Annotated in this window: 18 protein-coding genes and 1 pseudogene; 12 read left to right on the forward strand and 7 right to left on the reverse strand. The window is 74.5% G+C overall.

The window, feature by feature from the left end; all coding sequences use genetic code 11:
- Positions 1 to 89: 89 nt before the first annotated feature.
- The gene (locus tag ACIGZJ_RS29245) at positions 90 to 698 is read left to right on the forward strand and encodes a TetR/AcrR family transcriptional regulator (RefSeq protein ID WP_396460063.1); all 609 of its coding nucleotides are present in this window, start codon (positions 90 to 92) and stop codon (positions 696 to 698) included.
- Positions 699 to 715: 17 nt separating this feature from the next.
- Here ACIGZJ_RS29245 and ACIGZJ_RS29250 read toward each other — a convergent pair whose 3' ends face one another.
- The 4 genes and pseudogenes from ACIGZJ_RS29250 to ACIGZJ_RS29265 form a co-directional block, all read right to left on the reverse strand.
- Positions 716 to 1,054 (reverse strand): hypothetical protein, encoded by a 339-nt coding sequence (locus ACIGZJ_RS29250; protein WP_396460064.1) that lies wholly within the window; start codon positions 1,052 to 1,054, stop codon positions 716 to 718.
- An 805-nt stretch (positions 1,055 to 1,859) separates the two neighbouring features.
- Positions 1,860 to 2,996, reverse strand: a pseudogene (locus tag ACIGZJ_RS29255) (diguanylate cyclase domain-containing protein); the annotation flags it as partial.
- A gap of 384 nt (positions 2,997 to 3,380) precedes the next feature.
- Positions 3,381 to 4,505, reverse strand: coding sequence for an adenylate/guanylate cyclase domain-containing protein (locus ACIGZJ_RS29260; protein WP_396460065.1), 1,125 nt, complete (start codon positions 4,503 to 4,505; stop codon positions 3,381 to 3,383).
- Between the two features lie 169 nt (positions 4,506 to 4,674).
- Positions 4,675 to 5,589, reverse strand: a complete 915-nt coding sequence (locus ACIGZJ_RS29265; protein ID WP_396460066.1) for a biotin--[acetyl-CoA-carboxylase] ligase — start codon at positions 5,587 to 5,589, stop codon at positions 4,675 to 4,677.
- Between the two features lie 292 nt (positions 5,590 to 5,881).
- Here ACIGZJ_RS29265 and ACIGZJ_RS29270 point away from each other — a divergent pair, with 292 nt between their 5' ends.
- The 6 genes from ACIGZJ_RS29270 to ACIGZJ_RS29295 all read left to right on the forward strand — a co-directional run bounded on the left by ACIGZJ_RS29270 (position 5,882) and on the right by ACIGZJ_RS29295 (position 11,552).
- A complete protein-coding gene (locus tag ACIGZJ_RS29270) occupies positions 5,882 to 7,474 on the forward strand; it encodes an acyl-CoA carboxylase subunit beta (protein WP_396460067.1) in 1,593 nt (530 codons plus the stop codon).
- A gap of 44 nt (positions 7,475 to 7,518) precedes the next feature.
- On the forward strand, positions 7,519 to 7,740 hold the full coding sequence (locus ACIGZJ_RS29275) for an acyl-CoA carboxylase epsilon subunit (RefSeq protein ID WP_392939682.1): 222 nt from the start codon (positions 7,519 to 7,521) through the stop codon (positions 7,738 to 7,740).
- 148 nt (positions 7,741 to 7,888) lie between these two features.
- Positions 7,889 to 8,014, forward strand: coding sequence for a morphogenic membrane protein MmpB (mmpB, locus tag ACIGZJ_RS29280; RefSeq protein WP_387948499.1), 126 nt, complete (start codon positions 7,889 to 7,891; stop codon positions 8,012 to 8,014).
- Positions 8,015 to 8,048: 34 nt separating this feature from the next.
- Complete coding sequence (locus tag ACIGZJ_RS29285; RefSeq protein WP_396460068.1) at positions 8,049 to 8,648, forward strand: nucleoside triphosphate pyrophosphatase; 600 nt, start codon at positions 8,049 to 8,051, stop codon at positions 8,646 to 8,648.
- Positions 8,649 to 8,790: 142 nt separating this feature from the next.
- Positions 8,791 to 9,549 (forward strand): hypothetical protein, encoded by a 759-nt coding sequence (locus ACIGZJ_RS29290; RefSeq protein ID WP_396460069.1) that lies wholly within the window; start codon positions 8,791 to 8,793, stop codon positions 9,547 to 9,549.
- Between the two features lie 227 nt (positions 9,550 to 9,776).
- Entirely contained in the window at positions 9,777 to 11,552 is a 1,776-nt protein-coding gene (locus tag ACIGZJ_RS29295) for an acetyl/propionyl/methylcrotonyl-CoA carboxylase subunit alpha (protein ID WP_396460070.1), read from the forward strand.
- A gap of 97 nt (positions 11,553 to 11,649) precedes the next feature.
- Here ACIGZJ_RS29295 and ACIGZJ_RS29300 read toward each other — a convergent pair whose 3' ends face one another.
- Together ACIGZJ_RS29300 and ACIGZJ_RS29305 are read right to left on the reverse strand one after the other, a co-directional pair.
- A complete protein-coding gene (locus tag ACIGZJ_RS29300) occupies positions 11,650 to 12,600 on the reverse strand; it encodes a DeoR/GlpR family DNA-binding transcription regulator (protein ID WP_396460130.1) in 951 nt (316 codons plus the stop codon).
- Between the two features lie 236 nt (positions 12,601 to 12,836).
- A complete protein-coding gene (locus tag ACIGZJ_RS29305; protein ID WP_392939689.1) occupies positions 12,837 to 14,291 on the reverse strand; it encodes an NAD(P)H-quinone dehydrogenase in 1,455 nt (484 codons plus the stop codon).
- A gap of 99 nt (positions 14,292 to 14,390) precedes the next feature.
- Here ACIGZJ_RS29305 and ACIGZJ_RS29310 point away from each other — a divergent pair, with 99 nt between their 5' ends.
- Entirely contained in the window at positions 14,391 to 14,828 is a 438-nt protein-coding gene (locus ACIGZJ_RS29310) for a gamma-glutamylcyclotransferase (protein WP_329487974.1), read from the forward strand.
- Between the two features lie 7 nt (positions 14,829 to 14,835).
- Here ACIGZJ_RS29310 and ACIGZJ_RS29315 read toward each other — a convergent pair whose 3' ends face one another.
- Positions 14,836 to 15,825, reverse strand: a complete 990-nt coding sequence (locus ACIGZJ_RS29315; RefSeq protein ID WP_396460071.1) for a hypothetical protein — start codon at positions 15,823 to 15,825, stop codon at positions 14,836 to 14,838.
- Between the two features lie 194 nt (positions 15,826 to 16,019).
- Here ACIGZJ_RS29315 and ACIGZJ_RS29320 point away from each other — a divergent pair, with 194 nt between their 5' ends.
- The 4 genes from ACIGZJ_RS29320 to ACIGZJ_RS29335 are packed head-to-tail and all read left to right on the forward strand — an operon-like array spanning position 16,020 to position 21,355.
- On the forward strand, positions 16,020 to 18,239 hold the full coding sequence (locus tag ACIGZJ_RS29320; RefSeq protein ID WP_396460072.1) for a HAMP domain-containing protein: 2,220 nt from the start codon (positions 16,020 to 16,022) through the stop codon (positions 18,237 to 18,239).
- A gap of 17 nt (positions 18,240 to 18,256) precedes the next feature.
- Positions 18,257 to 19,720, forward strand: coding sequence for a poly-gamma-glutamate synthase PgsB (pgsB, locus tag ACIGZJ_RS29325; RefSeq protein WP_396460073.1), 1,464 nt, complete (start codon positions 18,257 to 18,259; stop codon positions 19,718 to 19,720).
- Entirely contained in the window at positions 19,717 to 20,199 is a 483-nt protein-coding gene (locus ACIGZJ_RS29330) for a poly-gamma-glutamate biosynthesis protein PgsC/CapC (protein ID WP_392939696.1), read from the forward strand. Before pgsB ends, ACIGZJ_RS29330 begins: the two co-directional genes overlap by 4 nt.
- 58 nt (positions 20,200 to 20,257) lie before the next feature.
- A complete protein-coding gene (locus ACIGZJ_RS29335) occupies positions 20,258 to 21,355 on the forward strand; it encodes an NlpC/P60 family protein (protein ID WP_396460074.1) in 1,098 nt (365 codons plus the stop codon).
- The last annotated feature ends 50 nt before the right edge of the window (positions 21,356 to 21,405 follow it).

The following is a 21,405-nucleotide window of genomic DNA, read 5'->3' on the forward strand; positions in this document are numbered from 1 at the left end:
CGTCTCGTTGGCGCTCACTCAGCATGGCCCATCCACTGTCGCCGGTCAAGACGATACGAACCGTCTCGTCATTCCGGTACGATGAGGCCATGCCGCGCCACACCGCACCCGACCCCAGCCGCCGCAGCGAGCAGAGCCGCGCCGCGATCCTCACGGCCGCCGCCGAGCTGGTCGCCGAGCTCGGCTTCGCCAAGCTCACCATCGAGCGGATCGCCGCCCGGGCCGGGGTCGGCAAGCAGACCATCTACCGCTGGTGGCCCTCCAAGGGCGCGGTGGTCTTCGACGCCTTCCTGGCCGCAAACGAGAAGGCCTCCGGCGGCAGCCTCGCCCTCCCGGACACCGGCGACCTCGCCGCGGACCTGCGGGCCGTCCTGCGCCCCACCGTCGACGAGCTGGCCGACCCCGCCTTCGACCGCACCGGCCGCGGCCTCACCGCCGAGGTCCTCAACGACCCCGCCCTGCTCCGCGAGTACCGCGAGCGGCTGCTGGACCCGCTGCTGGAGGTCACCCGCGACCGCCTGCGCAGCGCCCGCGCGGCCGGCCACCTCGACGAGGACGCCGACCTCGACCTCGCCGTCGAACTGCTCTACGGCCCGGTGTACTACCGCTGGCTGCACGGCCTCGGCCCGCTCGACCACGCGTACGCGGACCGCCTGGTGGAGGCGGTCCTGCGCACGCTCGGTGCCTCGCCGGCCTGAGCCGTGCCCGAAACGCCCTAGCCCCGGTTGCGGCGGCGGAGCATCACGACCACCGCGATGATCACGGCGATAACCACCAGCACGACCACGATGCCGATCACCGCACCGATGATCTTGCTGAAGCCCTTCTTCTTCTTTTTCTTGGCCTTGTCCTTGGACGCGGCCAGCTGGGCGGCGCCGTGCCGGTCGGCGGTCACCGCGGCCGCCGGGGCGGCCTGGACGGTTCCGCCCGCGACAGCCGGTCCAGCCGCGACGGTGGCCACCGCGGCGGCGCGGGGCGCGGCCTGGGCGGCCGGCGCGGCCGCGAGCGCGGCGCCGCCGAGGGCCAGCACCGCGGACACCACCAGGCTTGTCATACGAGTACGCATGGACTTCGACCCCCGATCCGGCCCGGCCACCATGGCCGCCGACCGCGGACACCATCCCACGGCCACGCCACCCCGCCCAGCCCTGCGACCACCCCTGCACCGGACCGCGACCCGCTCGAAACACACCGGTCACCGAACCGGCACAACCGGCTCCCGCACCCGCACTCCGCGCCGCGCCCCAGCCCCGCGCCCCCGGGTGGCGGCCTCAGCCCGACGGCGGCGAGGCCGGGCCCGCCAGGGCCACCGCCACCAGCGCCCGCATCGCGGTGGCCGCCTGCCCGAGCGGCAGCGTGGCATCGTCCGCGAACAGCTCCACCAGCCAGCCGCCCGCCGCGTTCTGCCCGCCCGCCGCGACCATCCCCCGGTAGCCGCTGACCACCAGCACGGCCTCCTCCGACGGGTCGTTCCCCGCCGCGCCCGCGCGCAGCGCGAACGCGCCGCCGTGCACCGCCCCCCGGGTCATCGGGTAGTGCCGCAGGTCGAACACCGCGTCCGGGGCCTCGATCTGGGCCCGCTGGGTCTCCGCCCGGCGGCTGCTCGGCCCGCTGGTCATCCGGTAGACGGCGTGCTGCGCGGTGCGCATCAGATGCGAGCCGGGCGGCACGTAGGACACCCACCAGCCGACCGCGTCCAGCAGCCGCGCCGAGGTCTCCGCGACGAGCGCCAGCTTGCCCATGGTGTCGGCCGGGTGGATCGAGCGGGTCGAGCCCTGCTGGTCCAGCGCCGTGAGCACCGCGGCGAGCAGCTGCCCCGGGTCCGCGCTGTGCGCCGCGCCGCGGAACCGCCGCCGGTCGCCGGAGCCCGCCCGGCCGGAGGCCCGCCCGCGCCCGTCGGCCCGGTGGTGCGGGTCGGCGGCGTCCGCGAGCAGCACCGTCGGATCCGGCGAGAAGCCCGGCCCGTGGCTGCGCCCGGCCACCACCGGGTGGGCCGCGCGGGCGGCCTTCGCCCGGTACTGGGCGGCGTCGGCGAGCCGGAACAGCCGGTCGGGCGTGGTGACCGGCCCGATCGAGTCCCCGGTGGAGGCGACCCCGCAGGCCACCCCCTCGCCCTCGGCCAGCGCGAGCGCCCGCGCACACAGCTCCTCGGCCGCGGCGACCACCTCGTCCGCCTTCTGCCCCTCCACCAGCAGGCAGAACTCGTCGCCGCCGAGCCGGGCGGCGAGGCTGCCGGGCAGCTTGGCGGCGGCCAGCGACAGCTGGTGGGCGAAGCGCTCCAGCAGCCGGTCGCCCATCTCGTGGCCGAGCTGGTCGTTCACCCGCTTCAGCCCGTTGACGTCGCAGACCACCAGCGAGACCACGGTGTTGTCCCGGTTGTGCGCCTCCAGCGCGCTCTCCAGCCGGGCGTCCACGGCGCGCCGGTTGGCCAGGCCGGTCAGCGGGTCGGAGAAGGCGAGCTTGCGCAGGTCGGCCAGGCGCTCGGTCTGGGCCAGGCCGGCCGAGATCTGGGCGGCCAGCAGGGTGGCGTAGTCGGCGTCCGCCTCGGTGAACTCCGCCATCCCGGTGGTGCGGGCCAGGTAGAGCTCGCCCCAGGCCTGTCCGTGCAGCACGATCGGCGCGACCACGCAGCAGGCCCGCCCCCGCCGACGCAGCGCCGCGGCGCGCTCCTGGCAGTACGCGCCCGCGGTCGGGTGCGCGTGCCCGGGGTGCGGGCTGGAGTTCTCGGCGCTCTGCAGCCAGGCGCGCGGCAACCGGCCGGTGGTCCAGCGCTCCTCCAGATAGGTGACGATCTCGGGGAAGTCGGCCACCGGGTAGGACTCGTCCTCCGGCAGCTCCTCCTCCCCCGGCGCCAGCTCCCCGTGGTTGACCAGCACCCGCAGCCGCCCGGACTCGCGGTCCCAGACCGAGACCGCCGCCATGGTGGCGCCGAGCGCCGCGGTGGCGCGGACGGCGGCCGCGCGGACCGCCTCCAGCGGGGTGAGCGCCCCCGCCATGTCCTGGGCGAGCTCGACCACGGACGTCAGCCGCGGGTCCGGGGCGGCGGGCGGCCGCTGCGCACCATCGCAGTCGCAGCCGCGGTCCGCCATGATCGTCTCGCTGCTCACCGGCTCGCCTCGTTCCCTGTGCCCGGTCATGCTCGGCTCCCATGGCGCACCGCGCCGGGAACCGCACCCATCCGGCCGCTTGCACCAAGACTATGGCGGTTTGCACCGCTTCTGCCGCGTTTGCCCGGATCGATCCGCCCCGGCCGTCCGGGTTTCATTCGTTGCGCCTACGTCACCCGGTCCGCGTACCCCCGTCGGGGCCCGGCAACCGCCCGCCGCGCGGAGACGGCCGTGCACACGGGGGCCACCCGGGGGACCGCACGGCTCAGGAGGTCAGCCGGTGCGCGGCCGCCGCGACAGCAGCCACGGCTCCACCAGTCCGAGCCCGCGCACCGGGCGGCGCCACATCGGCTGGAGGTGGAAGCGGTGCCCGGCCTCCGGGCCCATCGCCGACAGGCCGGCGGAGTGCAGGCCTGCGGCGGCCGACAGCGCCTCGGCGAGGCCCGCCCCGTCCGCGTCCGCGGGTGCCGCGCTGCCGTTCTGCTCCAGCGCGGCCGCGAACTCGCCGTCGATCAGCACCGCGTCCTTCGGGGCGATCGAGGTGAGCCGGCTGGCCAGGTTGACGGTGGTGCCGAAGACGTCGCCCATCCGCGAGGTGACGGTGCCGAAGGCCATGCCGACCCGCAGCGCGGGGATGGTGTCGTCCTCCGCCAGCGCCTCGATCAGGCCGAGCGCGATCTCGGCGGCCGTCACCGGGTCCTCCGAGACGTAGAGGATCTCGTCGCCGAGGGTCTTGACGACCCGGCCGCCGAGGCCGGCGATCAGGTCGGAGCAGGTGTTCTCGAAGGTCTCGACCAGCTCGCCGAGCTCCTCCTCCTCCAGCCGGCGCGACAGCCGGGTGAAGCCGACCAGGTCGGCGAAGCCCACCGCGAGGCGGCCGCTGGTGATCTCGGTGTCCTCGGCGGCCTGCACCACCCGGCCGGTGACGGCCGCCAGCTGCCGGCGCCAGACGTACACCAGGAACTGCTCCAGCTCCGGCAGCAGCAGCTCGACCAGCGGGTACGCGACGTCGGCGCGGGTCAGGCCCGGCTCGACGGCCTGGGTGAGGTTCTCCAGGAAGGTGTCCATCTGCCAGCCGGCCAGCCGGGCGGTGGTCTGCCCGGTGGACCGCGCCACCTGGATCGCCATCGGCTCGCTGAGCAGGCCCGACTCCACCAGTCCGGCGAGGCGGCGCAGCGCGATCACGTCGCCGTCGGTCAGCGCCCGGGACTGCCCGATGTCGGGGAAGCCCATCGCCCGCCAGAAGCGGGTGGCCAGCTCCATCGGCACATCGGCCGCGCGCGCGGCCTGGTACGGGGTGTAGCGGCGCGGCGCGTCCAGGATCAGGCGTTCCAGGTCGAGCGCGACCGTCGGGTCCTCGGAGTCCGCCGTGCCGCCGCTGCTGCCGTCCTCTGCCACCGGTCCGTCCCCGTGCGGTCGCCGCACTTGCCTCGTGTCCTGCCTGTCCGGGCGCGCCCGCCACCCGGCGGGCAGTGGCGCGCCTCACACCGCTGCCAGGTGGAATATTCGCACGGAATCCCGCGATCCGGGGCATCCGCCAGAGTCAAGGGGAGGTGAAGAGTGCCGTTCAGCGCGGCTCGGGCCGGACGTGGACGACGTCTCCGGCGCCCACCGCCGTGCGGCTCCCGTCGGACGTGCGGACCACCAGCCGGCCGTCGCCGTCGATCGCCACCGCCTCGCCGAGCAGCTCGCGGTCGCCCGGCAGCAGGACCTTAACCGGCCGCCCGAGCGTGCTGCAGCGGTCCGCGTACGCGGGCAGCAGGCCGCTGGCGTGCGGGTCGCCGGAGGCCGCCGTCCACTCCGCGTACAGCACGGCGAACTCGCGCAGCAGGGCGCGCAGCAGGATGGTCCGGTCGGTGACGGCGGCGCCGGCCAGCGCCAGCGAGGCGGCGGCGGGGACGGGCAGCTCGGCCTCCCGCAGCGAGACGTTGATCCCGAGGCCGGCCACCACCGCACCGCCGCTCAGCTCGGTCAGGATGCCGCCGAGCTTGCGCTCCGCGCCGTCGATCCCGACCTGGAGGTCGTTGGGCCACTTCAGGTCGACCTCCACCCCGGCGACCCGGCTCAGCGTGCTGGCCGCCGCCACGCCGACCAGGATCGGCAACCAGCCGTACCGCTCGACGGGTACCTCGTCCGGGCGAAGCAGGATGGAGAGGAAGAGCCCCGACCGTGGCGGCGCCGTCCACTGCCGCTCCAGCCGCCCGCGCCCGGCGCTCTGCGACTCGGCGACGAGTACCGCGCCCTGCGACGCGCCCTGCCGGGCCCGCGCGGCGAGGTCGCTGTTGGTCGAGCCGGTCTCGGCGACGACGTCCAGTGCGGTCCACAGCCCGCCCGGCAGCACCAGGTCGCGGCGCAGCGCCTCGGTGTCCAGCGGCGGCCGGTCCAGGTCGGTCCACGGCGACGGCCCGTCCTGGCCGAAGCCGCGCAGTCCACTGCGGCGGGGGGTGGCGGGCTCACGCACCGGATCGTTCGAGTCGCTCATGCGGGAAACCCTAGGGTGTGTCAGGCCGTCCGCGCCCGGCGGGAATCGCCCGAACGAAGCCCCGAAGCCCGCCGGCCCGTCCGAAATGCACCAGGACACGGCCTACGCCGCCCCATCGTCCCGCAGAACGCGCGTTAACACACTGTGTCGCTGGCCATAACAGGAAGCCCCGCGCGCTGGCTACGCTACTTGGCGGTAGTTCGTTGCGCCGCCCTGCCCTCACGCGCCCGGTCCCCTCCCGGCCCGTGCGCCACCCCCAGGTCGCGGCCCATGGATCAGGGAGAGCCCCCGGATGACCGAGGCGTCGTACGACCCCCACACCACCGCCGGAAAGCTCGCCGACCTGCGGCGCAGGATCGACGAGGCGGTCCACTCCGGCTCCGCCAAGGCGGTGGAGAAGCAGCACGCCAAGGGCAAGCTGACGGCCCGCGAGCGCGTCGTCGAGCTGCTGGACGAGGACTCCTTCGTGGAGTTCGACGAGTTCGCCCGCCACCGCTCGATCAACTTCGGCCAGGAGAAGAACCGCCCGTACGGCGACGGCGTGGTGACCGGCTACGGCACCGTCGACGGCCGCCAGGTGGCCGTCTTCGCCCAGGACTTCACCGTCTTCGGCGGCTCCCTCGGCGAGGTCTTCGGCGAGAAGATCGTCAAGGTGATGGACTTCGCGCTGAAGACCGGCTGCCCGGTCGTCGGCATCAACGACTCCGGCGGCGCCCGCATCCAGGAGGGCGTGGTCTCGCTCGGCCTCTACGGCGAGATCTTCCGCCGCAACGTCCACGCCTCCGGGGTGATCCCGCAGATCTCGCTGATCATGGGCCCCTGCGCCGGCGGCGCGGTGTACTCCCCCGCGATCACCGACTTCGTGGTGATGGCCGACCAGACCTCGCACATGTTCATCACCGGCCCCGACGTGATCAAGACCGTCACCGGCGAGGACGTCGGCATGGAGGAGCTGGGCGGCGCCCGGACCCACAACACCAAGTCCGGCAACGCGCACTACCTGGCCACGGACGAGAAGGAGGCGGTCGAGTACGTCAAGAGCCTGCTCTCGTACCTGCCCTCCAACAACCTGTCCGACCCGCCGTCCTTCCCCGAGGAGGCGGACCTCACCGTCACCGACGAGGACCTCGAACTCGACACCCTGGTGCCCGACTCGGCGAACCAGCCGTACGACATGCACAAGGTGATCGAGCACGTCCTGGACGACGGCGAGTTCCTGGAGACCCAGCCGCTGTACGCGGGCAACATCATCACCGGCTTCGGCCGGGTCGAGGGCCACCCGGTCGGCATCGTCGGCAACCAGCCGATGGACCTGGCCGGCTGCCTGGACATCGCCGCCAGCGAGAAGGCCGCCCGGTTCATCCGGACCTGCGACTCCTTCAACATCCCGGTGCTGACCTTCGTCGACGTGCCCGGCTTCCTGCCCGGAACCGAGCAGGAGTGGGACGGCATCATCCGCCGCGGCGCCAAGCTGATCTACGCCTACGCCGAGGCCACCGTCCCGCTGATCACCGTGATCACCCGCAAGGCCTTCGGCGGCGCGTACGACGTGATGGGCTCCAAGCACCTGGGCGCCGACCTCAACCTGGCCTGGCCGACCGCGCAGATCGCCGTGATGGGCGCGCAGGGCGCGGCCAACATCGTCTACCGCCGCGAGCTGGCGGAGGCCGCCGCGGCCGGCGAGGACGTCGACGCCCGCCGGGCCGAGCTGGTCGCCGAGTACGAGGACACCCTGCTCAACCCGTACCTGGCCGCCGAGCGCGGGTACGTCGACGCCGTCATCGCGCCCAGCGAGACCCGTCGGCACATCGTGCGCGGCCTGCGGGCGCTGCGCGGCAAGCGCGAGGTGCTGCCGCCGAAGAAGCACGGCAACATCCCCCTGTAGGCAGTAGCGCTTTTCAGACAGCGGCCGTCGCGAGAGGATTGAGCATGGCCCCGATCCACGTGCTGCACGGGCAGCCGACCCCCGAGGAGCTGGCCACCGTTCTGGCGGTGGTCCAGTCCCGGGCCGCCGCCGCGCAGGCCGCCGCCGAGGCGGCCCGCCGCGCGGGCGCCGGCCCGGACTCCCCCTGGAACGACCGCGCCCGCCGGATGCGCCCCGCGCCCCGCCCGGGCGCCAACGTCTGGCGCACCTCCGGCTGGGCGGGCTGACCGGCCGCGCCGGGGCAGGGCGTCGGCCGGTCCGGCGCCCCGCCCCGGCGCACCCCCGCGCCGGCCGGTGGCCGGGATGGCCCGGATTGCCCGAAAGCTGAGTACGGATACTCAGGCGTCCGCCCGGTCCGCGGCGCACCCTGGAACGGTGCTCTGGTCAGACCCCCGCGACGAGCCCTCCCCCGAGGCCCGCCGGATGCAGCAGAAGCTGCACCGCGCCGGGCGCGTCCTCGCCGTCCTCGCCCTGGTGATCGCCGTCCTGCTGATGCTCTGACGGCCGCCCCGCGCCACCCCCTACCCTGGTGGGCATGACCGACCAGCGCGCCCTCGTCCTCGCTTCCGCCTCCCCCGCCCGCCTCGGGCTGCTGCGCCAGGCGGGCCTCGACCCGCGCGTGGTGGTCAGCGGCGTCGACGAGGACGCGCTCAGCGCCGCCACCCCCGCCGAGCTGGCCCTGGTGCTGGCCGAGGCCAAGGCCAAGGCGGTCGCCGCCGACCTGACCGGCGGCGAGCTGGTGATCGGCTGCGACTCCGTCCTGGAGCTGGACGGGCTCGCGCTCGGCAAGCCCGCCGACGCCGTCGAGGCGCTGGCCCGCTGGCGGTCGATGCGCGGGCGCTCCGGCGTGCTGCGCACCGGCCACTGCGTGATCGACACCACCACCGGCGCGCAGGCCTCCGCCACCGCGTCCACCACGGTCCGCTTCGGCACCCCCGACGACGCCGAGATCGCCGCCTACATCGCCACCGGCGAGCCGCTGCACGTGGCCGGCGCGTTCACCCTGGACGGCCGCTCGGCGCCCTTCGTCGAGGGCGTCGACGGCGACCCGGGCAACGTCATCGGCCTCTCCCTGCCGCTGCTGCGCTCGCTCCTCGCCGATCTGGGCGTGCGCATCACCGACCTCTGGACCTGACCGGCCCGTGTCACACCCCGGCGGCCCGCACCCTGAGGGATCCCACAGATCCTCGGCCCCACATCTGTCTCTCCGGTCCAGCCCGTACGGCCGCGCGACGCCATAGGCTGGCCGCGCCGCCGATCAGGGAGGGGGGACGTCGATGACCGACAGCGTGCTCAACGTGCTGCTCGGCCTGGTCGCGAGCGCCATCGCCGCCGGGCTGGGCTGGCTCGCCCAGACGCTGCGCCGCCGCCGACGGCTCGGTCGGCTGCAGGCGTTCTTCGGCCTGCCCGACGGCGGCGACTGCCTGCTGGTCGTCAACCGGCACGCCTCGTCCAGCCATCCGAGCAGCGTGCAGCGCAACGACGTCTACGCGCTGATGGAGCTTTCCGGGCTGGTCCGGGAGTGCCGCGGGCGGGCCGAGTTGGTCGCCCACGACAGGGTGCTCCAGGGGCTGGGCCACAAGGCGGAGTTCTGCCTCGGCGGCCCGGTCAGCAACGACCGGACGGCGGCCCATCTGGCCTCCTGGCTGCCCGGGGTGTCCTTCACCCCGGATCGCGTCGTCGAGGACTTCGACCCCGACGACGCCGCGATATCGGTGGGCGACGAGACGTTCCGGTACGTGTACGGGGACGGCGCGCGGAGCGGCCAGGCGTTCGTCCTGCTGGCCAGGCTGCACGCGGAACCCGGCGGCCGGCCGGTGTTCCTGATCTCCGGTCAGAGCGCGATCTCCAACCACGCCGCCGTGCGGTACCTGGTCGCCAACCACCGGAGGCTGGCCCGCCGGTACGGCGTCGACCGGACCTTCGCGCTGATGCTTCGTGTCGTCAACCCCGGCGCGTACGGGCCCGACGTGGTCGAACTCGCGTCGGACGTCACCGCCAAGGCGAGCGTGCGACCCGCGGAGGCCGCCGCATGAGCCCTTCCGGCGCCCGGCGTGTGGCGAAGGCCACCACGCCGTCCGGGCGGCTCAAGCGGGCTTCGACGAGGGGCGCGTAGCGTCCCTACCTGTGGGGCGTCCCGCTCCGCACCCGAGTGATCGTGTTTTCGTGTCATCCACCGTGTGGGATAGCTCACCAACTGGGGCTACTCGCCGGTACCACCCCGTAATCCCTAGACTCGACGAGGTTCAAGAAGGGAGCCACAGTGCGCAAGGTGCTCATCGCCAACCGCGGAGAAATCGCCGTCCGCGTCGCCCGGGCCTGCTCGGACGCCGGTATCGCCAGCGTCGCCGTCTATGCCGAGCCGGACCGGGATGCGCTGCACGTCCGCGCGGCCGACGAGGCTTACGCGCTGGGCGGCGACACCCCCGGCACCAGTTACCTGGACATCGCCAAGGTGCTGAAGGCCGCCGCCGACTCGGGTGCCGACGCCGTCCACCCCGGCTACGGCTTCCTGTCGGAGAACGCCGAGTTCGCCCAGGCCGTCCTCGACGCGGGCCTGACCTGGATCGGCCCGCCGCCGCAGGCCATCCGCGACCTCGGTGACAAGGTCACCGCCCGGCACGTGGCGCAGCGCGCCGGCGCCCCGCTGGTGGCCGGTACGCCGGACCCGGTCACGGGTGCCGACGAGGTCGTCGTCTTCGCCCGGGAGCACGGCCTGCCGGTCGCCATCAAGGCGGCCTTCGGCGGTGGCGGCCGCGGCCTGAAGGTCGCCCGCACGCTGGAGGAGATCCCGGAGCTGTACGAGTCCGCGGTGCGCGAGGCGGTCGCCGCCTTCGGGCGCGGCGAGTGCTTCGTCGAGCGCTACCTGGACAACCCGCGGCACGTCGAGACCCAGTGCCTGGCGGACCAGCACGGCAACGTGGTGGTCGTCTCCACCCGTGACTGCTCGCTGCAGCGCCGCCACCAGAAGCTCGTCGAGGAGGCGCCCGCGCCGTTCCTCACCCCCGAGCAGAACGCCGAGCTGTACCGGGCGTCCAAGGCCATCCTGAAGGAGGCCGGCTACGTCGGCGCCGGGACCTGCGAGTTCCTGGTGGCCGTCGACGGCACGATCTCCTTCCTGGAGGTCAACACCCGGCTGCAGGTCGAGCACCCGGTCACCGAGGAGGTCACCGGCCTCGACCTGGTCCGCGAGATGTTCCGGATCGCCGACGGCGAGGAGCTGGGCTACGGCGACCCGGAGGTGCGCGGCCACTCCTTCGAGTTCCGCATCAACGGCGAGGACCCGGGCCGCGGCTTCCTGCCCGCGCCCGGCACCGTCACGCTGTTCGCGCCGCCGTCCGGCCCGGGTGTCCGGCTGGACTCCGGCGTGGAGACCGGCTCGGTCATCGGCCCGGCCTGGGACTCCCTGCTGGCCAAGCTGATCGTCACCGGCACCACCCGCAAGCAGGCCCTGCAGCGGGCCCGTCGCGCGCTGGCCGAGTTCAAGGTGGAGGGCATGGCCACCGCCATCCCGTTCCACCAGGCGGTCGTCACCGACCCGGCGTTCGCGCCCGAGGTCCACGGCAGCGACGAGCCGTTCACGGTCTACACCCGGTGGATCGAGACCGACTTCGAGAACACCATCCCCGCGTTCGCCGGTGCGGCCGGCGAGGGCGAGGAGGCCGAGGGCCGGGAGACCGTCGTGGTCGAGGTCGGCGGCAAGCGGATCGAGGTCTCGCTGCCGTCCTCGCTGGGCGTCTCCTCCGCTCCGGCGGCGTCCACCGGCGGTGCGGCCAAGGCCAAGCGCCGGGTCGGCACCAAGAAGGCCGGCTCGGCCGTCGGCGGTGACACGCTGGCCTCGCCGATGCAGGGCACCATCGTCAAGGTCGCCGTCGAGGAGGGCCAGGTCGTCGCGGAGGGCGAGCTGATCGTCGTCCTGGAGGCGATGAAGATGGAGCAGCCGCTGAACGCGCACAAGGCGGGCACCATCGTCGGCCTGAAGGCCGAGGTCGGCGGCAGCGTCAGCAGCGGCGCCGCGCTGTGCGAGATCAAGGACTGACCCCGCCCGACCGCCTCCGAGGCCACCTCTGAGGCCGGGCTCCGTGACCGGTCCGTACACCTTCGGGTGTGCGGACCGGTTCCGTTTCCGGCGCCGCTCAGCGCCCGCGCGGGACGCCCAGCTCCGCCGCCAACCGGACCGGCAGCGGGATACCCGGGCCGCCGTGCGTGCCGGGGCGGCGCTGGCCGGGCAGCGGGGCGCCGCCGGGGGGCGGGGCGGCCCGGCGCGCCAGCGGGCCGGGCTGGGTCTGGTGGACGGGCCCGCTGCCGGTGCCGTGCACCGGGGCGTCCCCGGGCGGGGCGCCGAGCGGGGCCAGGTCGATCTGCACCCCGCAGTCGGCGAGCGCGTCCAGCTCGCGGGCCGTCACATCGTCGGCGGTGGCCTGCTCGTCGGTGACCAGCCGGGTGATGGTCTCGGTCGGGACGGTCTGGAACATGGTGTCCGCGCCGAGCTTGGTGTGGTCGGCGAGGACGATGACCTCGGCGGCCGACTGCACCAGAGCCCGGTCCACGCTCGCGGAGAGCATGTTCGTGGTCGACAGCCCGCGTTCGGCGGTCAGCCCACTGCCGGAGATGAACGCCTTGGAGACCCGCAGCCCGTGCAGCGACTGCTCGGCACCGCTGCCGACCAGGGCGTAGTTGGACCCCCGCAGGGTGCCGCCGGTCATCACCACCTCCACCCGGTTGGCGTGCGCCAGCGCCTGGGCGACCAGCAGCGAGTTGGTGACCACCGTCAGCCCGGGCACCCGGGCCAGTCGGCGGGCCAGCTCCTGGGTGGTGGTGCCGGCACCGACCACCACGGCATCCCCCTCCTCCACCAGGCCCGCGGCGAGATCGGCGATGGCGCTCTTCTCGGCCGCGGAGAGGTGGGTCTTCTGCGGGTAGCCGGGTTCGCGGCTGAAGCCGCCGGGGAGCACCGCACCGCCGTGCCGGCGGTCGAGGAGCCCTTCTGCCTCCAGCGCCCGTACGTCACGACGCACGGTCACTTCGGAGGTCTGGACGACGCGGGCCAGTTCACGGAGCGAGACGGCTCCGTTGGCGCGCACCATTTCGAGGATCAACTGGCGACGTTCTGCAGCAAACACAGAACCGACGGTAACCCGCGTGACCGTCTGCTTTCAGGCGTTTGCTGCTAGTAGCGGGAATTGCTCACCCGGGAGCGGCGCGTGACCGTACAATACGCGCCGTCAGCAACCCGGGACTGCGCCCGCCGTCCGAGTGATGCCCCCGCCTGCGCGAAGGGCGGCCACCGAACGGCGGCCGCCCTCAACTTCGCGCCGGGTGCTCAGGATTCGCCGTCGGCCCGCTTACGGATGTGCAGCTGGCGGGCGGCCTCGGCGGTCGAGCCGGAGACGGACGGGTAGACGGTGAACGCGCTGGCCACCTGTTCGACCGTCAGATTGGCGTCCACCGCGAGCGCGATCGGGTGGATCAGCTCGCTGGCGCGCGGGGCGACCACCACGCCGCCGACCACGATGCCGGTGCCCGGGCGGCAGAACAGCTTCACGAAACCGTCCCTGATGCCCTGCATCTTGGCCCGCGGGTTGCCGCGCAGCGGGAGCTTGATCTCGATCGCGTCCATCTTGCCGCACTTCACGTCGGCGGCCGTGTAGCCGACGGTGGCGATCTCCGGGTCGGTGAAGACGTTGGAGGCGACGGTCTTCAGGTTGAGCGGCTGCACCGCGTCGCCGAGCGCGTGGTACATCGCGATCCGGCCCTGCATGGCCGCCACCGAGGCGAGCATGAAGACGCCGGTGCAGTCGCCGGCCGCGTACACGCCGGGGGCGCTGGTGCGGGACACCCGGTCGACCTGGATCTGGCCCCAGTCGTTGAGCTTGACCCCGGCGTCCTCCAGGCCCATCCCGGCCGTGTTCGGGATCGAGCCGACCGCCATCAGACAGTGCGTGCCCTTGATCACCGTGCCGTCGGAGAGGGTCACCTCGACGTGGTCGCCGACCCGCTTGGCGCCCTCCGCCCGGCTGCGGCTCATCACGTTCATGCCGCGGCGGCGGAAGACCTCCTCCAGCACCTCGGCGGCGTCCGGGTCCTCGCCCGGGAGCACCCGGTCGCGGGACGAGACCAGGGTGACCTTGGAGCCCAGCGCCTGGTAGGCGCCGGCGAACTCGGCGCCGGTGACGCCGGAGCCGACCACGATCAGCTCGCGCGGCAGCTCCTCCAGGTCGTACACCTGGGTCCAGGTCAGGATCCGCTCGCCGTCCGGCTGGGCGTCCGGCAGCTCGCGCGGGTGCGCGCCGGTGGCGATCAGCACCGCGTCGGCGCGCAGCGCGTGGACGGTGCCGTCGGGCGCGTCCACCAGCACCTCGCGGGAGCCGTCCGCGCCCTGGCCGTCGGCGCCGAGCCGGCCCCGGCCGCGCAGCACGGTGACGCCCGCCCGGGTGACCGACTGGGTGATGTCGTGGGACTGCGCGATGGCCAGGCGCTTCACCCGTCGGTTGACCTTGCCCAAGTCGACGCCGACCACTCTGGCCTGCTGCTCCAGCGGAGGGGTGTCGTCCGCGACGATGATGCCGAGCTCCTCGTAGGAGCTGTCGAAGGTGGTCATCACCTCCGCGGTCGCGATCAGGGTCTTCGACGGCACGCAGTCCGTGAGCACCGCCGATCCACCCAGACCGTCGCGGTCGACGACGGTCACCTCCGCGCCGAGCTGGGCGGCGACGAGCGCCGCCTCGTAGCCGCCGGGTCCGCCACCGATGATCACGATCCGAGTCACACGCACCATTGTCCCGTACGCCGAGCGCGCCGCCACGCCGGGGTCGGGGCTCCGGTGCGATCCCCCGGCAGCCCTGGGCCGTCCGCCGGACGGTCTAGGCTGCACCCCATGCCCCTTTACGCCGCGTATGCCACCAACCTCGATGCACGGCAGATGACCCGCCGAGCCCCGCACTCCCCACTGCGCGGTACCGGGTGGCTGGACGGCTGGCGGCTCACCTTCGGCGGGGAGCAGCTGGGCTGGGAGGGCTCGCTGGCCACCGTGGTCGAGGACGAGAAGGAGCAGGTCTTCGTCTCGCTCTACGACGTCGCGCCGATGGACGAGGAGGGCCTGGACCGCTGGGAGGGCGTCCAGCTGGGCATCTACCGCAAGATCAAGCTGCGCGCGCACACCCTGGACGGCGACATCCCGGTGTGGACGTACGTGCTCAACGACTACGAGGGCGGGCTGCCCGCCGCCCGCTACCTCGGTCTGGTCGCCGACGCCGCGGAGAGCGCGGGCGCGCCCCACGACTACGTGCTGGACCTGCGCCGCCGGCCCTGCTGACCCGCTTCTAGGACCTGCTCCAGGAGCGCGCGGTGGCGGCCAGGACCTCCGCCACCGCGGCCCGTCGGCCCGGCTCGGTGCGCAGCCCGTTGCCCAGCTCGACGTGCAGCCACGGCACCCCGAGGCCGGCCGCGAACCGGCCCTCCACGTTGGTGGTGCCCTCCAGCTGCCCGCACTTCTCCCGCCAGGCCCGGCAGACCGCGAACCCGGCCTGCCCGAGCCCGCCCGCGGTCAGCTCGGCGGCCGCCCCGGCCGGTCCCGTCCCGCTGGAGACCACCGCGTCCTGGCCCGGCAGGCTGCCCTCGTCGAAGCCGTGCACCTGGATCCCGGGCAGCCCGCGCGCGGTGAGCGCCTCGACCACGGCGGCGAACACCGTGTCGGCGCGGTGCGCCGGGTCCGAGGAGCCGCCCTCGCCCGCCTTGCGGTGCGCCCCGGCGAGTACCAGCACCCCGCCCGGCGCGGCCCGGAACAGCTCGACGCCGAGCTGCTCCGTCCGGCTGTCCGAGACCGGGTGCGGCACCTGCACCGTCCAGCCGGCCGGGGCCGAGAGGTCCAGGTAGACCCGGCCCCAGCCGCGCCCCTGCGCCGCCGGGTCGTCGGCGATCTCCGCGACCCGGCGGCCGCTGCCCGCCTCGGTGAACTCGGTCAGCCGGTAGCCGGCCTGCGCCAGCGCCTGGCCCGCCTCCTGCGGCCGCCCCTCGACCGTCCGCAGCACACCGTCCGCGACGGCCCGCCGCTGGGCGGCGTCCGGCACGGTGTACCCGGTCGCGGGGCCGAAGCCCGCCGTGTACCCGTCCACCCGGGCCGCCAGGTCCACCGGCACCGGGCCGGTCGGCCCCGTCGGGGTGCCCGCCGCGGCGCCGGTCGAGCCGCCCGCCGCCCGGGGCGGCCCGGCGGAGCCGCGGGCCGCCACCGTCAGCACGACGGCCAGCGCCGCCAGCACCAGCAGCACCGCCGCCGGCAGCGCCACCGCACGCCGCGAACCCCGTATCTCCATGGCCCGAAAACCTACCGTGCGCCCGATACAAACCCAATGGAATCGAAATGTCATCGGTAGGAGACCGGAACGTGACGGTTTCCGGTGAACCGCTTCGTACGCTTCTCACGTTCGACCAAGGCTTGACCGCCGGTCACGGCGGGCCCCGCGGGGGGTGGGCACGTCACCCACCCCCGATCCGATGACGAGGCCCCGTGAGCACGGCAACCACCCCGCCGCGACAGCACCGCTATCGCCGCCGGGCCGACATGCCGCTGCTCGGGGGCATCCGCCCGCCCATCGTCCTGCTGCTGATCCTGCTGCTGGCCGTCGCCGCGATCACCGCCCTGGCCGTCGGCGGCCTGCGGGTCGACGACACCCCGCAGGCCCTGCGCGAGTCCCACCAGTACGCCGCCGAGGACACCGCCGCCTCGCTGCGCGCCGGACTCCACGAGAGCGCCACCGACCTGCGCCGGGCCGCCGCCCACTACGACGGCGCGCCGGCCGACCCGGCCGCCGTGCTGAGCACGCTCGGCCAGGCCTACCGGAAGTGGCGCGGCACGGTGATCGTCCGCCCCGACACCGGCCGGCTGCTGGCCGCCCGCGGCGAGACCGTCCCGCTGGCCGGCCTCGACCTCGGCAAGGTCACCGACACCGCGCCCGCGCCGCTGCTGGTGCCCTCCACCGCCGGCACCCGGCTGCTCACCTTCGCCCTCGTCTCCACCAGGACCGACGGCCGGGCCCTGCTGGTCGCCTCCGACAACCTGCGGCTGCCAGGCATCGCCACCCGCAGGGAGCAGACCGTCCAGGTGCTCGACGCCGCCGGCGCCGTCCTGGACACCGCCGGCGCCCAGCTGGCCGCCGATCCCGACCGGCGACTGGTCGACACCGCCCGGGAGCACGCCGTCCACCAGCGCCCGGCCCCCGGCGAGACGGCCTCCGGGAGCCTGGCCGGCAGCCCGGACGACAAGGGCGTCCGGCGGGTGGCCGGCTACGCGGCGGTGGCCTCCCCCGACGGCCGCGACCTCGCCGCCCCGCTCGGCCTGACCGTCGTCTCCACCAGCACCGTCGACGGCCGGACGGGCAGCCTGCGCCACCCCATGCTCGGGCTGGCCGCCGCCGGGGCCCTGCTGGCGGTCGCCCTGCTGCTGGCCTGGCTGCTGACCCGGACCCTGCAGCGCCCGCTGCTGCGGCTGTTCCTGGAGTCCCGCCGGCTCACCCGCGGCGAGCGCCTCGACGAGCCGGTCGCCGGGCCCCGGCGCGGCGAGGCCGGGCGGATCACCCGCGCCCTGGAGGAGCTGCGCCGCCAACTGCTCGACCCGGCCCGGCCGCCCGCCGTGCCCGCCCCGCGCCGCCGGCGCCCCGGCACCGCGCTGCCGCTGGCGCTGAGCGCCGTCGTCGTCCTCGGCTGGTCGGGCCCGCTGCTGTTCCTCGGCGGCACCGACGGCGAGGTCCTCGTCCCGAACCAGGTGGTCGCCGCCCAGCGGGACCGCACCGACACCGCCGCCGACCGGGTCCGCCAGGCGCTCAACGAGGGCTACGCCGATCTGCGGTCGATCGCGCCGGCCCTCGCCCAGGCCTCCGTCGGCCAGGCCGAGACCGTGCTGCGCACCACCCTCGCCGAACACGACCGCTACCGCGCGCTCTACGTGCTCGGCGCCGACGGCGAGGTGCTCGCCCGGGCCGGCGAGCCGCCGCACCGCACCGGCCGGCCGGCGCTCGGCCCGAGCGGCGTCCTGCTGCTCAACACCTCCGGCAAGGAGCCCCGGATCGCCGCCCGTGCGGCCCTCACCGCGGCCCCCGCCGAACCGGCCGAGGGCGACGCCCCGGAGGCCGCGGGGCCGGTGGTGGTCGGCGAACTCCGGACGGACTTCCTCCCCGCCCTGCTCACCCGGCCCGGCCTCGGCCGGGTCTGGCTGCTGGACGACCGGCACCGCGTCCTCGCCGCCAACGAGGGCTACAGCTCCTTCGGCGAACTCCCCGACGGCCGGGCCACGGCCGTCCTGGCCAAGGCCGGGAAGGAGCCCGCCGCCGACGTGGTCCGCGCCGGCGGCGACCCGGCCGTGCTGGCGGCCGCGCCGCTCGGCGGCAACGGCGCCGTCGCCCGGCTGGGCTGGTCGGTGGTCACCGACCACCCGGTGTCCTGGCTGCACCTGGACCAGAACCGGGCCGACCGGCGCGCCGTGCTGGCGGGCATGCTCGGCCTGGCCGCCGCCGTGCTCTGCCTCGGCTGGCTGTTCATCGCCGTCGGCCTGCCGCTGCGCCGACTGGCCGCGAGCGCCGAGGCGCTGGCCGCCGGGGACCGCCGCACCGTGCTCTACCCCGTCCACCACGACGAGGTCGGCGCCGTCGCCCGCAGCCTGGAGCTGATCCGCCAGGACCTGGAACGCGCCGCCCGCCGCGCGCCCACCGCCACTGCCACCGCCCCCCACTGAGACCGCGAAGGACCCCCGTGCTCTTCCTCTACGTCGTGCTGCTGGTGTGCTGCGCCGCCCTGCTGGTCGCGGGCGTCGTCGAGCAGCGCCGGCACTTCGCCGCCCTGGAGCAGATCCCCACCCGGGTCCTGGTCAACGGCATCCGGGGCAAGAGCTCGATCACCCGGCTCTGCGCGGGCGCGCTGCGCGGCGGCGACCTGGTCACCGTCGCCAAGACCACCGGTACCGCGGCCCGCTTCATCCACCCCGACGCCACCGAGGAGCCGGTCTACCGCAAGTTCGGCATCGCCAACGTGGTGGAGCAGATCGGCATCGTCCGCCGGGCCGCCACCTACCGCCCGGACGCCCTGGTGATCGAGTGCATGGCGGTGATGCCGGCGCTGCAGGAGGTCAACCAGACCAAGCTGATCCGCTCCACCATCGGCGTGCTCTGCAACGTCCGCGAGGACCACCTCGCCGAGATGGGCCCGACCCTGGACGACGTGGCCCGCTCGCTCTGCCGCTCGATGCCGGTCGGCGGCGTCTGCGTGACCGCCGAGCAGGACCGGGTGCACATCCTGCGCGAGGAGGCGGCCAGGCGGGACTGCGAGCTGATCGTGGTCGACCCCGAGTCGGTCAGCGACGAGGAGCTGCGCGGCTTCGGCTGGTTCACCTTCAAGGAGAACGTGGCCATCGCCCTGGCCGTCGCGGCACTCCTCGGCGTGGACCGGCAGACGGCGCTGCGCGGCATGTGGCAGGCGCCGCCGGACCCGGGCGTGCTCTCGGTCGAGCGCTACCGCACCCCGGCCGGCGGGCGGCTGCGCTTCGCCAACGTCTTCGCCGCCAACGACCCCGAGTCCACCCTGATGAACGTCCGCCAGCTGGAGGGCCTCGGCGCGATCCACCGCCCGCTCAACGTGGTGGTCAACTGCCGGCCGGACCGGGTGGAGCGAAACGGCCAGATGGGCCAGATCGTGCCCGAGCTGGACCCGGACACGGTCTTCCTGATCGGCCACCCGACCAGGAGCGCCCGGGACGGCATCCCGGCCGGCTGGGCGGGCCGCGTGGTCGACCTCGGCGGCGACCGGCGCGACCCGGCCGCGCTGACCGCCGAGCTGCTGGCCGGGCTCGGCCCGGACTCCTCGCTGATCGCGATCGGCAACATCCACGGGCAGGGCGAACTGTTCCTGGAGGAGCTGGCCCGGCTGGCCCCGGACGAGGAGCCGGACGGGGAGCCGGTCCCCGCAGCCGACCAGGTCTTCACCGACCCCCCGTACCCCGACCCCCCGTACCCCGAGCCCCCGCACTCCGAGTCCCCGCACGAGTGGCCCGGCTACGCCCACCCCGGCCACTACCACCCCGGCCACGCCGAGCCCACGTACACCCCCCAGCCCGCGTACGCCCCCGAGCCCGTCTACGTCCCCCAGCCGCTGCCCGGCTCCTGGTTCGACCCGGCCCCCGCCCGCCCGCACGCCCCCTTCCCGTACGGAGAGCAGCAGTGATCCCCACCGAGCTCACCCCCGAGATCGCCGCCATCGGCATCGCGCTCGGCCTGGTCTTCTCACTCGTCTGCTACCTGACCACCAACCTCTCCCCCGGCGGCATGATCACCCCCGGCTGGCTGGCCCTCACCCTGGTCGAGGACCTCCAGCGGGTGGCCATCGTGGTCGGCGTCACCGTGCTGACCTACCTCGCCACCCGGGTCGTCCAGAAGCTGGTGATCCTCTACGGCAAGCGGCTGTTCGCGGCCGTGGTGCTGATCGGCGTGCTGCTCCAGGCCACCGTGATGCTGGTGCTCCAGCACGAGCTGCCGACCCTGTACGCCAACCAGACCCTCGGCTTCATCGTGCCCGGCCTGATCGCCTACCAGCTGGTCCGCCAGCCCCGCGCGGCCACCCTGATGGCCACCAGCACCGTCACCCTCGCCAACTACGTGGTGCTCACCGCGGGTGTCCTGCTCGGGGCCCTGCCGGGCACCTGATCGCCCCGCGGCCCCCGCCCCCTTCGCGCACCCGTACCCGAGCCCGCAGGAAGCCCCCATGCCCGTCACCCGGAAGTCCCTGCTCAGCGGCGGCCTCGCCGTCGCCCTGCTGGCCACCAGCGGCTATCTCACCGTCCGGCTGCGGGACCGCGACCAGCCGGCCGTCACGGGCTCCACCGCCCCGCTGATCGCGGCCGCCACCGTCCCGGGCCCCGCCGCCCCGTCGATGGCCGTCGACCGGGCCGCCGCGGGCTACCGCTACGAGCGGCTGGCCGGCCCGGACCGCACGGTGGTCCGCGACGCCCGCGGCGGCGTGCTGGCCACCCTGACCGACGGCGCCCGCACCGCCGTCCTGGCCGGCCCGAGCCGCACCTTCGCCGAGCCGGGCACCACCACGGCCACGCTGGTCAACGACAGCTGGGTGCGGCTGATGCCGCAGCCGTGGAAGGCCGGCGCCGAGAACGAGGCCTGGTTCCGCGGCTGGTTCCAGCAGTCGCTCGGCAGCACCGCGGACGACGTGCTCGCGATCGCCCTGCAGTACCTCGCGGGCGCACCGGCCGGCCAGGACGCCAAGGGCGTCCGGGTCCGGGGCGACGCCTCCTTCGGCCCGCTCAACCCCGACGGCGCGCTCGGCCAGGACCTCCGCCTGGAGCAGACCGACTTCGTCGACTACCTCGGCACCGCGTACACCTTCGCCGACAAGGTCACCAAGCAGCCCGACCGGAGCCGCTACGGCGCCTTCGACTGCTCCGGCTTCGTCCGCATGGTCTACGGCTACCGCTCCGGCTACCCGCTGCTCAGCAAGGACGCGGCCGGCCCCGGCCTGCCGCGCACCGCCAACGGACTGGCCCGGCTCTCCCCCGGGGTCCCGGTGCTGCCGCTGACCACCGCCCCGGGCTCGGACACCACCCTGCGGCCGGCCTCGATCGATCCGCTGCAACCCGGTGACCTGGTCTTCTTCGAGATCGACGCCCGCACCGGCACCCGGCTGGACCACACCGGCATCTACCTGGGCCTGGACACCGACGGCCACCCCCGGTACATCTCCAGCCGCGAGGAGGCGGACGGCCCGACCTTCGGCGACAAGGGCGGCACCGCCCGGCTGGACGACAACGGTCTGTACGCCAAGGGACTGCGCAGCGCGAAGCGGCTCTAGAGCCGGGTGCGGCCGGGCTGCCGCCGAACCGGGTACGGCCTGTAGACAGC

Origin of the sequence: Kitasatospora sp. NPDC052868 (assembly GCF_044547105.1) — a bacterium.
Classification (GTDB): domain Bacteria; phylum Actinomycetota; class Actinomycetes; order Streptomycetales; family Streptomycetaceae; genus Kitasatospora.